Source organism: Jeotgalibacillus haloalkalitolerans, assembly GCF_034427455.1.
Classification (GTDB): Bacteria; Bacillota; Bacilli; order Bacillales; family Jeotgalibacillaceae; genus Jeotgalibacillus; species Jeotgalibacillus haloalkalitolerans.
Map to the genome: position 1 here is coordinate 578,451 of NZ_JAXQNN010000001.1, position 14,975 is coordinate 593,425.

10 protein-coding genes are annotated in these 14,975 nt (G+C 42.4%); 8 read left to right on the forward strand and 2 right to left on the reverse strand.

Features of this window, described 5'->3' with window-relative positions; translation table 11 throughout:
* Positions 1-23: 23 nt before the first annotated feature.
* Together UFB30_RS02825 and UFB30_RS02830 are read left to right on the forward strand one after the other, a co-directional pair.
* Positions 24-2,135, forward strand: a complete 2,112-nt coding sequence (locus UFB30_RS02825) for an immune inhibitor A (RefSeq protein WP_322420157.1) — start codon at positions 24-26, stop codon at positions 2,133-2,135.
* Between the two features lie 273 nt (positions 2,136-2,408).
* Entirely contained in the window at positions 2,409-3,599 is a 1,191-nt protein-coding gene (locus tag UFB30_RS02830; RefSeq protein ID WP_322420158.1) for a glycine C-acetyltransferase, read from the forward strand.
* Positions 3,600-3,994: 395 nt separating this feature from the next.
* On the opposite strand, the gene UFB30_RS02835 is transcribed toward UFB30_RS02830, so the two are convergent.
* Positions 3,995-5,626 carry a glutathione ABC transporter substrate-binding protein gene (locus tag UFB30_RS02835; protein ID WP_322420159.1) on the reverse strand — a complete coding sequence of 544 codons (1,632 nt, stop codon included), beginning with the start codon at positions 5,624-5,626 and terminating at the stop codon, positions 3,995-3,997.
* A 608-nt stretch (positions 5,627-6,234) separates the two neighbouring features.
* Here UFB30_RS02835 and nikC point away from each other — a divergent pair.
* The 6 genes from nikC (at position 6,235) to UFB30_RS02865 (ending at position 13,159) form a co-directional block, all read left to right on the forward strand.
* A complete protein-coding gene (gene nikC / locus UFB30_RS02840; protein ID WP_322420160.1) occupies positions 6,235-7,128 on the forward strand; it encodes a nickel transporter permease in 894 nt (297 codons plus the stop codon).
* Between the two features lie 16 nt (positions 7,129-7,144).
* Positions 7,145-8,095 (forward strand): ABC transporter permease, encoded by a 951-nt coding sequence (locus UFB30_RS02845; protein ID WP_322420161.1) that lies wholly within the window; start codon positions 7,145-7,147, stop codon positions 8,093-8,095.
* A 30-nt stretch (positions 8,096-8,125) separates the two neighbouring features.
* Entirely contained in the window at positions 8,126-9,160 is a 1,035-nt protein-coding gene (locus UFB30_RS02850) for an ABC transporter ATP-binding protein (RefSeq protein WP_322420162.1), read from the forward strand.
* Positions 9,129-10,184 carry an ABC transporter ATP-binding protein gene (locus UFB30_RS02855; protein WP_322420163.1) on the forward strand — a complete coding sequence of 352 codons (1,056 nt, stop codon included), beginning with the start codon at positions 9,129-9,131 and terminating at the stop codon, positions 10,182-10,184. Before UFB30_RS02850 ends, UFB30_RS02855 begins: the two co-directional genes overlap by 32 nt.
* Before the next feature lie 386 nt (positions 10,185-10,570).
* On the forward strand, positions 10,571-11,521 hold the full coding sequence (locus tag UFB30_RS02860; RefSeq protein ID WP_322420164.1) for an L-threonine 3-dehydrogenase: 951 nt from the start codon (positions 10,571-10,573) through the stop codon (positions 11,519-11,521).
* Between the two features lie 339 nt (positions 11,522-11,860).
* Positions 11,861-13,159 carry an ATP-binding protein gene (locus UFB30_RS02865; protein ID WP_322420165.1) on the forward strand — a complete coding sequence of 433 codons (1,299 nt, stop codon included), beginning with the start codon at positions 11,861-11,863 and terminating at the stop codon, positions 13,157-13,159.
* Between the two features lie 188 nt (positions 13,160-13,347).
* Here the strand turns inward: UFB30_RS02865 and UFB30_RS02870 are convergent, their stop codons facing one another.
* On the reverse strand, positions 13,348-14,712 hold the full coding sequence (locus UFB30_RS02870) for a YjiH family protein (protein ID WP_322420166.1): 1,365 nt from the start codon (positions 14,710-14,712) through the stop codon (positions 13,348-13,350).
* Positions 14,713-14,975 lie beyond the last annotated feature (263 nt).

The window sequence follows — 14,975 nt, forward strand, 5'->3', positions numbered from 1 at the left end:
TATAGTTCGAAAGGGGAAATAACATGAAGAAGAAACCGGTATTAAAAGTACTATCTTCAAGTGCACTTGCACTGTCTCTGTTAGCACCTGCAGCAATGGTACCAGGGACAGCATCAGCTGCACCTGCAGATACGCCGAATTGGGATACAGAACGCTATGGGGATCGTCAGGATATAGATACATATCTTCAGAGTCTGAGTGAAGATGAGGGTTTTCTTAAGCAGGCTGAAAAGAAAATCAAAGAACAGGCTGCACAGCTTGAGGCTGACCAGGAAACTGCAGGCGCTTCAGCTCAGTCAGAAGAGAATTTTACTTTTAACGGCGGTACGAAGCTGTTTTTGGATCGTAATTTAGAATTTAAGGAGTTCACTCTGCGAAGCGTAGGGGAAAACGTTGAAGTATGGGTGGCGAATGACCTGAGCTATCCTGAAGGAGATCCACGGGGAACAGACGTTGTAACTCAGGAGCAGGTTGACAAACTGAAGGATGAGTTCGATTCGAATATGTATCCGGTTGCGACTGATTTCTTTGGGACACCGGATAAACTGGACGGATCGAATGCGACAGTTCCTGGCATGGTTGGGTTACCAGATGATTATTATGAAGGCAGCGACAAAGTCATGATGATGATCGATAACGTCAAGGATGATGCTTATTATGATTCAACTTATCCATTCTTCGTAGCAGGCTTCTTCTGGCAGACGCTAGAAAACTATACTGATCGTAACATGATTACCATTGATACTAACAACTGGGAAGAGCGTCTTGAATCAACTTTCTATGCAACAACCATTCATGAGCTTCAGCATTTAATCCATGCAGATAACGATGCAGCTGAAGAAACATGGTTGAATGAGGGGATGTCAACATTCTCTGAATATCTTGGCGGTTATGGTCACGGTGAAGGGTCAATTAACTTCTTCCTGGATCACCCTGAAAACTCACTTGTGAACTGGGATGATCACCGCAATGCATCAACAGGACCAGAGACTATTGCTGACTACGGTCAGGTATATCTGTTCACACTTTATCTGTATGATAAATACGGCCAGGAGCTGATCCGTGAGCTTGCAACATCACAGTCACAGGGAATTGCTTCGGTAAATGAAGTATTTGCTTCTAATGGCATTGATAAGACATTTAAAGACGTCTATCAGGACTTTATGACAGCACTTGCACTTGATGACGGAAAAGGTAATCAGGGCGTATATGAATTTGACAGCATCAACCTGCGCGATCTTCCAGTAGATAACGAAGGTACTAAGCGCGGTAAAACAGTCAGCTATGAAAATGCACTTGAAGTAGAAAAAGAAGGTGTACCTGCATGGGGCGGGGACTTCAAATCTATTGATTTCTCAAACAAAGTAAAAGACTTTAAGTTCAACGGGGTAGACTTCCTTCAGAAATGGACGTCAGTTAAAGATCCGTTAAATCCTGATAACCAGGTACTTTACAGTCAAAATGGAGCTGAAGATGACAGTGAGCTGATCTTTAAAGCGGATCTGACAGGCACTGATTCAGCAACACTGACATTCGATCACCTGTATGACATTGAAGAAACATGGGATTATGGAGTCGTTCAGGTATCAACTGATAACGGTGAAACATGGACATCACTTGAAAACGAAAATACACGTACAGAAGTTGCTGAAGGCGGATATCCTACAATTATCGAAAACGTACCTGGATTCACAGGTAAGGTAGATGAATGGACAAACGAATCATTTGACCTCAGTGCATACGCAGGTCAGGAAGTTCTTGTCTCATTCCGCTACATGGAGGACTGGGCATTCAGCAATGAAGGATGGTATGTAGATAACATTCAGGTGGAGGCTGCAGGCTTTGAATCAGACGGGTCTTCAGTTGAACCATTCACATCACTTGCTGAAATGAATGAAGAATTCCTTGAGTATACAGTGACATTCATCCAGGAACGCGGAAAGGGTAACGCTCATCCGAAAGTATGGCACGTTGATCCATTTAACGTGAACGATGAAGATGCCCTGAAACTGAACCAGCTATTTAAAAACGGTAATGTAAAAATGATCACAACATTTGCAGCACCGGAAGGTATCACAAGCCCAATCGACTTTACTTATGAGCTTTTGACGAAAGAGAATAAGAATAATAGATAAGAAATTCAAAGTTTTAAATACAATTTGAGTGGAACGGAGCGTAAGGCGTCCGCCTGAAGCGAAGTGCTGCGTTTAAGAGACTGAGACACACATTGTGTTTCAGTCTCTTTTTAATGGAGTATAAAAATAATAGATCGGGTAATAAATAAACTGTATACGCATTGCTTTGTCCGCAATACATAAACATGTTAAAATAAAATGTGTGTTAAATACTTTTAAAACAACAAATTATGTCTTTTTCAGAAGGACAAATGTAAACGAGGAGGAAATGACGTGTCTAAAGTACTTCAACAGTTTTTACAGGACAACCTGAATGATTTAAAAGATAAGGGCTTATATAATGAAATTGATCCGGTAGAAGGTCCAAACGGTGCGATGATCACGATTGGCGGACAGGAACTGATTAACCTGTCTTCAAATAACTACCTGGGTCTGGCGACAAATGATCATTTAAAAGAAGCGGCTAAAAAAGCGATTGATCATTACGGGGTTGGTGCAGGGGCTGTCCGTACAATCAACGGTACACTTGATGTACACGTAAAGCTTGAAGAAAAACTTGCTGAATTCAAGGGGACAGAAGCTGCAATTGCTTATCAGTCAGGCTTTAACTGTAACATGGCTGCGATCTCTGCAGTGATGGATAAAAATGATGCCATTCTATCAGATGAATTAAACCATGCATCAATCATTGACGGCTGCCGTCTTTCAAAAGCAAAAATCATCCGCGTGAACCACTCGGATATGGATGATCTTCGTGCAAAAGCGAAGGAAGCAACAGAATCAGGTCTGTACAATAAAGTGATGGTTATCACGGATGGTGTATTTTCAATGGATGGGGACGTTGCAAAGCTTCCTGAAATCGTTGAAATCGCAAAAGAATATGACCTGATAACGTATGTGGATGATGCACACGGTTCTGGTGTGATGGGTAAAGGAAAAGGTACAGTAAAACATTTCGGTCTTGAAAAAGAAGTAGACTTCCAGATCGGTACGCTATCAAAAGCGATCGGAGTCGTTGGCGGATATGTGGCAGGGTCTCAGGATCTGATTGATCTGTTAAAAGTACGCTCACGACCGTTCCTGTTCTCAACAGCATTAACACCAGGAGATACAGTGGCGATTACAGAAGCCATCCAGATGCTGCTTGACAGCACTGAGCTTCATGACAAGCTATGGGAGAACGGTGATTATCTAAAAGCCGGCCTGAAGAAAATCGGTTTTGATATTGGTGAAAGTGAAACACCGATTACACCGGTTATTATCGGTGAAGAAAAGCTGACTCAGAAATTCAGCAAACGTTTGTTTGAAGAAGGCGTATATGCCAAATCAATCGTCTTCCCAACCGTTCCACGCGGCACAGGCCGTGTCAGAAACATGCCTACAGCAGCACATACGAAAGAGATGCTGGATGAGGCAATCGCAGTGTATGAGAAGGTTGGTAAGGAATTAGAAATTATTAAGTAAAACGATAAGATGACCAGGAATGAGAGCCTGTCCCGTATAATGGGGCAGGCTTTTTTTTGCTTATCCGGGGTGGCCGGGCCGAATGTGAAGGAATTGTGTGAAAGAATTAAGGGAATATCTATAGTGCAGAAGGAATTAACGTTTGAAATGAAGAAAATATGGCGGTCTGAATCAAAATGAAGGAAATAAATACAGGATTGAAGGAATCACACCCAGGATTGATGGAATAATATTTAGATTGAAGGAATAACCCCTCAAATGATGGAATTGCGCCGTGTCCGACGGTACCAGCTATCCCGCCCCGTCAACAACCACACCCACGCCTCGATTGCAAAAACCGAAAACAAAAACCCCCGCCCGGATCACTCCGGACGAGGGTTTTTTATCATATCTGATTACTCAGAGATTGTTACATCTTTAAGCTGATAAAGACCATTTGGAAGTGTAGAGAATCCAGATACATTATCGCTTACACCAGTCAGGTATTCCTGGTGGTGAATGTAAACCATTGGTGCCACTTCTACAAGACGTTCCTGAAGCTGTGAGTAGATCTCAGCACGAGCGTCCTGGTCAGTTTCCTGACGGCCCTGGTCAAGCAGTGAGTCAACTTCGTCATCCTGTAGGAATGAACGGTTACCCGGTGCTCCAACCTGAGAAGAGTGGAATAGTGCATATGTTGCATAGTCAGCGTCAGCTGTTGGCGTTGACCATCCAAGGATAAACATGTCGTGGTTACCCGCAGCAGTTTCATCAAGGAATGAACCAAATTCAACAACTTCAATTTCAACTTCAATGTTCAGTTCAGCAAGTGCTTCCTGAACAAGTACAGCAGTGTCAACACGCTGTGGGTTGTCATTTGTCATGATTGTAGTAGAGAAACCGTCAGCAAATCCTGCTTCTTCAAGAAGTGCTCTGGCTTCATCCATGTTGTACTCAAGAGGTTCAACACTTTCATCATAACCGAATACGCCTGGAGGAATTGGACCTACAGCAGGAACACCGTATCCTTCATAAATACCTTCAATGATTGAAGCCTTATCAACTGCCATAGAGATTGCCTGACGTACCTGCTGGTTGTCAAATGGCTCCTGCTCCATGTTAAATCCTAGGTAAGAAAGTGATGTTGAACCCTGGATTTGTGCAGATGCATTATCAAGGTTATCAACACGTGAAACTTCGTTTGGCTGAAGTGGATCGATAATGTGAGCGTTACCTGTTTCAAGTTCAGCTACACGAGTACCTGATTCAGGAACAACGCGGAATGTTACAGTATCAACCTGTGCTCCGCCATCCCAGTGCTCTTCGTTGTTAGAAAGAACGATTTCTTCACCAGGAGTCCAGCTTTCGAATTTGAAGAATCCAGTACCAACCGGCTCTTGTGCAATCACAGAACCTGGCTCAGATCCTTCTTCCATTGCTGCATAGTCAGCATCAATTGCTTCTTTAGAAATCATACCGCCACCGCTGTGAGAAAGGTGAGCAAGTAGTGGAGCGAAAGGATATTCAGTAACGATTTGTACAGTGTACTCATCAATTACGTTTACTTCTGTGATCATTTCATAAAGGAATCCACGTGGTGAAGCTACTTCAGGATCAAGAACGCGATCTAGGTTAGCTTTAACAACTTCAGCGTTAAATGCTGAACCGTCGTGGAATGTTACATCTTCACGAAGCTTGAATTCCCAAGTCAGGTCATCAACAGCTTCCCATTCTTCAGCCAGTAGTGGCTCAATTTCGTTGTCTGCATTTTGGAATACAAGTGTTTCATAAAGGTTAGCCTGAATGTTTGATGAAGGAACATCATTTGAACCGTGTGGATCAAGTGATGATGCATCAGATAGTACATTCAGCATTAGATCGCCGCCTGAACCGCCTTCAGCAGCGCCATCTTCTGTTTCTGTTCCGCCATCATCAGTAGAACCGCCTTCTTCTGATGAAGAGTCGTCGCTTCCGCCGGCACATGCTGCAAGGAACATTGCAAGTACAAGCGTTAGTAAAAATGCCCAAAGCGTCTTTTTACTTGTCAAAAAAATTACCCCCCATATTTAAATAATCATTCTGAAATGTGCGCACAAAGCGCAATATTCAAAAAATAATATATCGCAAATTTTAGAATATTACAAGCGTGTAAAAATAGTTTCAACTGTATTTTAAAGATTATCACTGGATGTTCATGATATTGGAAAATCTTATAATTATATTAATATAATTTATACAATTAGTTTTAGCTTTAAAGCGTTACTCTGCTAAAATAATGATTGCTTCAAAAAACCGTTTGTATTCACACGGCGGAATGAATTGTACTTTCTGCGTTATTTTTAGTGAAAAAACCTGCGTACCTTGTAATTTACAGAAAATTACGCAAGTATATTTAAGCCTTACAGTACTAAGACTGCAACCTTAAAAAACATATAATTAAAATACTAGATTTTGATAAAGCTATTCTAATATTAGCAATGTGGAATTATTATCCTTACGAAAGTTTTCATGTAGGAATTTATGCAAATTGTTTCATAAAAAAAGATATTAGAATAGTTTCATTTTTGTTGAAAATGCGTTAATATTGTTGAGGTGCGTAAAGTTCTTTCCTATTACTTTACAAAGCGATTTATATGCATAAGAGAGGGTGTAAAAAATGAGTGAAAATACGGTTAACCATCCGGTTACTGCTAAGAAAGTCAATCCCAGAATAGAAAACTATAAAATGATCTGGAAGCGGCTGAAAAAGAATAAAGCAGCATTGATCGGCGGATATTTAATTGTCTTTTTCATAGTTGTCGCAATTTTCGGACCGATGTTGCTTTCAAAAGATCCGAACTCTACTGATATCGCCAATAAGCTCGTAGGTCCATCTGCTGAGTACTGGTTTGGTACAGATAACTTTGGAAGAGATATTTTCACGCGGATTATACATGGAATGGGGATAACGCTTTATGTTGGTTTCCTTTCTGTTATTATCGGTCTGGTTGTAGGGGTGCCGCTCGGAATCGTTTCCGGTTATTATGGCGGACGGATTGATAACTTTATTATGAGAATCATGGATATTCTGCTTGCGTTCCCGGGTATTCTTCTTGCACTTGCGATTGTAAGTGTACTTGGAGGAAGTCTTCAAAACGTAATTATTGCAGTAGGTATTTTCTCTGTTCCTGCGTTTGCACGTATTGTCCGCGGTTCAACGCTTTCCGTTAAGAAACTTGAATATATTGATGCGGTTCGTGCACTTGGCGCTACAGATTTCAGAATTATCTTTCGTCACATTCTGCCAAACGTTATGTCTCCGATTATTGTTCAGGCGACACTTCGTATTGCGACTGCAGTCTTAACAGCTGCCGGTCTTTCGTTCCTTGGTCTTGGTGCACAGCCGCCGATGCCTGAATGGGGTGCGATGCTGTCTGAAGGTCGTGACTACATCTATGATGCATGGCACGTAGCCTTTTTCCCTGGCATGATGATTGTGCTTGTCGTTCTGGCTTTCAACATCTTTGGTGATGGAATCCGCGACGCACTTGATCCGAAAATGAAACAATAACTGGAGGTGCTTTGATATGACGAAATTTATTATCCGTCGTTTAATTCAGACGATCCCCGTATTACTTGGGGTTACGATATTAGTATTTTCTCTGATGCACCTGATTCCGGGTGACCCGGCGCAGATTATTGCGGGGGAAGCTGCACCTGAACGTCAGGTTGAACAGATCCGTGAAAGATTAGGTTTAAATGATCCATTACATGTACAGTATGGTACTTTTCTTGGAAACGTAGTTACAGGTGACCTGGGAACTTCAGTTCGAAGCAGCCGTCCTGTAGCTGATGAAATCGGCGCCCGCTTCTGGGTAACGGTTGAACTTGCTGTCTATAGTACGATATTAAGTGTATTTATGGGGCTGATTGCAGGTATCGTATCTGCAGTACGTCACTATACAGTAACAGATGTAGTGATCATGATCGTGGCGCTGTTTGGACTTTCAATGCCGAACTTCTGGCTCGGTCTGATGCTGATTCAGTGGTTTGCAATCGGGAACTGGATACCGGAGTCGCTGCAGCCATTTCTCCAGATGCGTGCATCCGGATGGGGTGACGACTGGAGACAGGTTGTTCTTCCGGTTATTACACTTGGTACGGCAGGGGCAGCGATTATTGCCCGTATGACGCGTTCAAGTATGCTTGAAGTCATCAGTGCGGATTACATTCGTACAGCCCGTGCAAAAGGTGTGAAAGAACGCGTTGTTATTTATCAGCACGCACTTAAAAATGCACTGATCCCGGTTGTTACAGTAGTTGGTCTTGAGTTCGGTGCGCTGCTTGGCGGAACAGTACTGACAGAAACAATCTTTGCAATCAACGGAATGGGCCGTCTGACAATTGATGCGATCAGACAGCGTGACTTCCCGGTTGTACAGGGTACAGTACTTGTTATATCCGTTCTGTTCGTACTCGTAAACTTACTTGTTGATATTTCTTACAGATTCCTGAATAAACGTATAGATCTGAACTAAGATTTTTTAAATGAAATGAGGGGTGATCACATGAGCTCATCAGAAAATATATTAGAGATCCGCGAACTTCAGACATCATTCTTTACAGATGAAGGTGAAGTAAAAGCAGTAGACGGTGTCAGCTTTGAACTGCCGCGCGGTAAAACACTTGGTGTTGTAGGTGAATCAGGTTCCGGTAAAAGTATTACAGCTTTATCGATTCTGAACCTTTTAGCCAAGCCGGGTAAAATTAAAGGCGGGGAGATCCGCTTTAAGGGTGAAAACATTCTTACTTATTCAGAAAAGCAAATGCGTGAAATCCGTGGTAACGATATTTCGATGATCTTCCAGGAGCCAATGACTTCATTGAATCCTGTATACACTGTCGGTCAGCAGATCATGGAATCAATCCGTATTCACCAGGGGCTGAATAAGCGTGAAGCCAAGCTGAAAGCGATCGAAATGCTGAAGCTTGTCGGAATTCCTTCTCCTGAAAAACGTGTGGATCAGTATCCATTCGAATTGTCAGGCGGTATGAGACAGCGTGTCATGATTGCAATTGCACTTTCATGTAATCCTGATATGCTGATTGCCGATGAGCCGACAACTGCATTGGATGTAACAATTCAGGCACAGATTCTGGATCTGATACGTGAACTGCAGAACAAATTAAATATGTCAGTGATGATGATTACACACGACCTTGGCGTTGTAGCAGAAACATGTGACTACGTTGCCGTTATGTATGCAGGCCAGGTAGTTGAATTTGCAGATGTCCGCACGCTTTTCAAAAATCCAAAGCATCCATATACAGTCGGACTGCTGAACTCACTGCCAAGACACGACATTGAGCAGGATAAGCTGAAGCCGATCAATGGAACAGTACCAAGTCCGCACAATATGCCAAAAGGCTGCCGTTTTGCGCCAAGATGTCCGTTTGCGACAGAGCTTTGCCGTGAAAAGTTGCCAGTACTTGAAACAGATGAAAATAATAATCAGATTCGCTGTTGGATCTACTCAGATGAGTGGGACGGCGATCCGGAGGTGAATGTCCATGACAGCGAAGAAAGAACTGCTAAAGGTTGAGGGACTAAAACAGTATTTCCCGATTAAAGGTGGATTCTTCGGTCGTACGGTGAATCACGTTAAAGCCGTGGATGATATCAGCTTTACAGTATATGAAGGTGAAACAGTCAGTATTGTAGGAGAGTCGGGTTGTGGTAAATCAACAACCGGACGTGCAATCCTTCGTCTGGACGAGCCGACAGAAGGCGTTGTTTCTTTTGAAGGCAGAGACCTGACAACACTGAGTAAAAAAGAAATGCGCGCAATGCGTAAAGATCTTCAGATTATATTCCAGGATCCATATGCATCGATTAATCCGCGTCAGATTGTATCTGCCGTGATTGAAGAAGCGATGGATATTCAAAATGCGGTACCTAAAAAAGACCGCCGCAGAAAAATTGAAGAACTGCTTCAGACAGTAGGACTTCAAAAATTCCAGGCAGACCGTTACCCGCATGAATTCTCAGGCGGTCAGCGTCAGCGTATTGGGATTGCTCGTGCTCTGTCAGTAGATCCAAAGCTGATTATCTGTGATGAAGCAGTATCAGCGCTGGATGTTTCGATTCAGGCACAGGTATTGAACCTGCTTGAAGAATTGCAGGAAGAGTTCGGACTTACGTATCTCTTTATCTCGCATGACCTTGGTGTTGTCCGTCATATTTCTGACCGCATCATTGTAATGTATCTTGGTAAAATTGTTGAGATCGGTGACAAGCATTCACTGTTTGATAACCCTCAGCATCCATATACAAAAGCACTGCTGTCAGCGATTCCGGTGCCGGATCCTGACGCTAAAAAAGAGCGTATTGCACTAAAAGGAGATGTACCTTCTCCAATCAACCCGCCAACCGGCTGCCGTTTCCACACGCGCTGTCCGTTTGCGACTGAAAAGTGTAAAACAGACGTACCTGAACTGCGTACAACTGACTTTATGAAGGAAGGTCACCAGGCTGCATGTCACTATATCGAAGAAATTAAATCAGGTGAACATAAGCCAAAGGACTATACTGCTGGAGCCATTGTCGGTAAAGGACAGGAAGTTTAATAGATTGTGAAAAAACCAGCCTGCGGGCTGGTTTTTTTGTGGTGATTGCCAGATATGCGGGTGTGTCTGGGGGAGGTCTAATATCACTTTCTTCTGAACGGTGGGAGAAATGTTCTGAACCGCTTCATTAATTTAATGAACATCAAATATAATTTCCTGAACCACCATTGTCATCTCCTGAACATCCCATCAAATCTCCTGAACTACCCACACAGTAAACCACCGCTCTCTTCCTCGCAAAAGTTTTATAATAAAAAATGTCCTCCCGGTATAAACATTTCAAGCGATTTATGTTAAATTAATAAGGGATTAAGTAAATATAAACTATAAGTGTATTTCTCATACGGACAATTGTTCTTTTAATATTTAGTAATGGAGGTTTTCTCATGAAACGTATATTAGTTACAGGTGCGCTTGGTCAGATCGGGTCGGAATTAATCACGAAGCTGCGTGCTGAATACGGTGCAGATAACGTGATCGCATCTGATATTCGCACAGCAGAAACTGAAGCAGTCACAGGCGGTCCCTTTGAGATCCTGGATGTGACGGATGGCGCGAGAATGAATGAGATCGTGTCAAAGTATAAAGTGGATACGATGATGCATATGGCGGCACTTCTTTCAGCGAAAGCAGAGGAGTCTCCGCAGCTTGCATGGCATTTGAATATGGGTGGACTGATGAACGGTCTTGAAACTGCCCGCGAACACAATCTGCAATTCTTTACGCCAAGCTCAATCGGCGCATTTGGTCCTGATACGCCAAAAATCGATACGCCGCAGGATACGATCCAGCGTCCGACAACAATGTATGGTGTGAATAAAGTATCCGGGGAGCTGCTTTGCGATTATTATTTCAAGCGCTTTGGAGTAGATACACGCGGTGTGCGTTTCCCTGGATTGATCTCGTACGTTACACCTCCGGGCGGCGGTACGACGGATTACGCAGTTGAAGTGTATTATGAGGCTCTAAAATCAGGCCGTTATACTTCTCCGATCAACAAAGGCACTTATATGGATATGATGTATATGCCTGATGCGCTGCAGGCGATTGTTGACCTGATGGAGGCAGACCCTGCGAAGCTTAAGCACCGCAACGCGTTCAATGTCACTGCAATGAGTATTGAGCCTGAGATGGTTGCTGCTGAAATCAAAAAACATATTCCTTCTTTTGAAATGAACTACCAGCCGGATCCTGTACGTCAGGCGATTGCTGACAGCTGGCCCGATGCAATTGATGCAACTGCTGCAAAAGACGAGTGGGGCTTTAAAGCTCAGCATGACTTAACGTCAATGACAACAGACATGCTTTCAAAGCTGAAAACCACGATTACAAATTAAAGATTCGAAAAGCTGTTACAGTAATCTTTTATTAAGGATGACTGTAGCAGCTTTTTTTAGAATAAGTATTTGATATGTTAAGGAAGTTTTTGCTGAGATAAGGCGCTTTAAGACCGATGTTACAGCGACATAGGGTATTGTTTTCCACCCGAACCTCAACATTTTCAGCCTTCTGATGAAGCTAAAAAACATCCAGGCTTTGCTTCGACCTTTTCCTTCAAAAATCGACATGGTATGATATGAGTATTGAATGGTTCTTTTTGAGTTTATTATAAGTATATATTTACCATATACATAACAACTGAGGACGAACTAATCTGAAGATTGGCAGGTGAGAAAATGCTGCAATCCTATACATTTTCACAGATTAAAGGCCTAATCGGGATTATTGGTATTGTTTTTATCGTACAAATTATTTTTATTACCGCAGGGTTCAATGGGTGGTTTTCCACTGCAACTTATATTGTCATTGAAGTAGCCGTAGCCATCATTCTGCTGTGGCTGGCCTATATGATTTACAGGCGGGCTACTGCCTTAAGAAGTCTCTTTAAGGAAATGGAAGAAGAAGAGTTCAAAATGTCGGCAATGATTCAGTCAATGCCTGATTTTGTCTGCTTTAAAGACGGGAAGGGCAGATGGATCAGAACGAATGATTTTGGACTTGAACTTTACGGCCTGAAAGGGAAGCACTATATCGGAAAAACGGATGCTGAACTTGGAGAAGTAAATCCTTTTTTCAAAGAGGCATTTGATTATTGTGTGGTAACTGATGAACAGACCTGGCAAAAGGGCAAAACTGACCGCAGTGAAGAGTCTTTTTATGTAGAGTCGGGAGAGTATAAATCCTTTGACGTGATAAAAGTGCCGATTTTTCACAAAGACGGCAGCCGGAAAGCACTTATTACAATCGGGCGGGATATTTCACAGCAAAAAGCTGCTGAAGAACAGCTGCTGAGAAGAGAAAAGCTTTCAGTAGCCGGTGAGCTGGCATCAGGGATAGCACATGAAATTAAAAATCCGCTGACCAGTCTGAAAGGTTACGTTCAGCTGATGCAGGAAACAGGCTCATTAACAGAAGAGAGAGTAAAATTAATGGCATCGGAAATCGACCGTATTCATGCGATTACAGAAGAGCTGTTAATCCTTTCAAAGCCTGAGATTAAAAAGCATGAACAGTTCTCCATCTGCGATTCTGTGGAATATGTGATCAACTTTATGAAGCATCAGGCGGCATCAAAAAATATTGATATTAAAGTCAGCCGTTTAGATCAAAAAGATAAATTTGTCTATGGTGACCGGAATCAGATTATTCAGGTGTTTATGAACTTAGTAAAAAACAGTATAGAAGCGATCGAGGAAAACGGGGAAATAATAATTAAGCCCTCAGTACAGGGCGATGAGATTCAGGTCGAACTGCTAGACAGCGGTCCGGGTATTCCGGAAGAGATGATTGAAAAAATTTCGGAAGCTTTTTATACCACTAAAGAAAAGGGGATGGGGCTCGGGCTAACAGTCTGCCATAGAATTGTTCAGGCACATGGCGGCTCTCTGGCATTTGAAAACCTTCCTGAAGGCGGTACAAATGCAATTGTCCAGTTACCTCTCTATTCAAAGAAAAAGACACTTACACGATCGTAAGTGTCTTTTTTTATAATTAGGCTTTGTTAAAATGGGCTGTTAATTTCCGCTTCAGGGGGACTTCGCGGCCGGGCGGTGAGCCCGCAGGCTTCGCCATGGCCTCACACGTCCCTTCCTGCCGCAGTCGCCCCCTTACGCTCCAATCACCAGCTGTACAGAAACTACAATGATATTTAAATAGCTTATAATTAAAATAAAATATGGGCAATACCCGCGATAATTGGCAATGTAATGAGTGTACGCAGAAGGAAGATCAGTACAAGGTCCAGGAAGTTAACAGGGACCTTTGAACCGAGCAGCACGCCACCAACCTCTGACATATAGATCAGCTGTGTAACGGAAACCGCTGCAATGACAAAGCGCGTCATCTCAGAAGAAATATCCGCCCCGATAATGGCCGGCAGGAACATATCTGCAAATCCGACAACCATTGTCTGAGCTGCATCTGCAGCTTCAGGAATCTGAAGGATCTCCAGAATTGGCACGAATGGCGTACCAAGTATGGTAAAGAATGCTGTTTCCTCAGCAAGAATCAGTGCAACTGTTCCGAATGCCATAACAACAGGTGCAACCCCAAGCCACATATCAAGTACATTTTTCATACCGCTTTTGAAGAAGTGACCGACACTGTTATTCTTTCTAGCAGCCTGAATGGCAAGCTCTGTTCCATGCTGCAGGCGTGATTTGTGATCTGGCACATCTTCAAGTGATTCTTCTTCTTCCGCTTCAGTAATATAGGTTTTCTTTTTCAGAGACAGAGGCGGGATACGCGGCATAATGATTGCCGCAATGAATCCTGAAAATGCAACTGTCAGATAAAATGGAACAAAGTAAGAAGCCAGGTCAACTGTTTCAATGACCACAATACTGAAAGTAATCGAAACAACTGAGAAGGTCGTACCAATAACAGCTGCTTCACGTTTTGAATAATGTCCTTCTTCATACTGTTTATTTGTCAGCATGACACCAATCGTACCGTCCCCAAGCCATGAAGCAAGAGAGTCGATTGAAGCGCGTCCAGGCAGCTTGAATAACGGACGCATTATCTTAGCCATTAATGTACCGAACCACTCAAGTAAACCGAAGTTAAGCAATAATGGCAGAAATAATCCTGCAAATAGGAATAAAGAGAATAATAGCGTAATCAGACCGCCTTCACCGAGCAATAAGCCCCCGGTATATTCAGACCAGATCAGCTCTGTTGCGCTGCCACCGATCTGGAAAAAAGTAATCAGTGCAAAGACTGCAGCTAGTAATCTTACAATCACCCAGAACCATGTGACATTAAACAGGGTATTTCTGAAGTCATTGTCCGTAATAAATGCAGGCTTTGCAGCACGTGCAAGTAAAGACAGGATAGCGGTAATTACAATAATAAATGTCATAATCGCCGGAATCGCACCGCCAATCAATCCCTGAAGCCAATCAGATAAAATTGCGATTGGAATTGTGACTGCTTCTTCTGATGGAAGAGGCATCATGAATAGAAAAATCCCGATAATAGAAGGGATAATAAAGAGCAAATAATCTTTTGCTGTAAATGTATTATTCATCGTTTTTCTCCTTTTTGAATGGACTGATAAAAATTAAGTGAATAAAAATAAGCCAAATTCAATTTTAATTCACACCCCCATTGAAATCAATGATTTACTCAGAAAACTTAACGTAAGCGCTTTCAAGTTAATTTAAACACTTTCAATTCCGATAAGCAATGGTATTGTAGAGATGGCACTGGTTAAATTTCACATATTGAACACAATATAAAGTTTAAAAACAAGAGAATCTGGGGAAAATATCTTTAACATATAGAAAATAA